This is a genomic window from Haemophilus sp. UMB1048, from assembly GCF_030218125.1.
Taxonomy (GTDB): domain Bacteria; phylum Pseudomonadota; class Gammaproteobacteria; order Enterobacterales; family Pasteurellaceae; genus Haemophilus_D.
This window is the reverse complement of the sequence record NZ_JASOPB010000065.1, coordinates 1-300: the sequence shown is the minus strand read 5'-3', so window position 1 is coordinate 300 and position 300 is coordinate 1. Positions and strand designations below refer to the sequence as shown.

At 35.7% G+C, this 300-nt stretch carries 1 protein-coding gene; it reads right to left on the bottom strand.

The window, feature by feature from the left end; genetic code table 11:
• Positions 1–81: 81 nt before the first annotated feature.
• On the bottom strand, positions 82–300 hold a 219-nt coding region (locus QP437_RS09895), incomplete at its 5' end, for a hypothetical protein (RefSeq protein ID WP_021563074.1).

Below are 300 nucleotides of genomic sequence, written 5' to 3'. Positions count from 1 at the left end.
AATGCAGGATAGACAGAGCACTAGAGATTGCATGCAATCTCGTACCTATCACCTCAGTCTGCCGCTGGCTCTTTTCCAGAACTAAGAATGCGTTCTTAAAAATCCAAACTTGATACCGTTTAAATCTATTTTCACAAAAAGAGTTTTTACCCTCTCGTTTGTTTTCTGAATATATAAAATTAATTCATCCTCAAAACCTTCGTGCGGATGAAAACCAAATGTGCCAAAACTTAATCCATCAATAAGCAAAATAAGGTTTTTAAACCTGTCAGGAATCACCGCTTCACTTCTTAAAAAAAA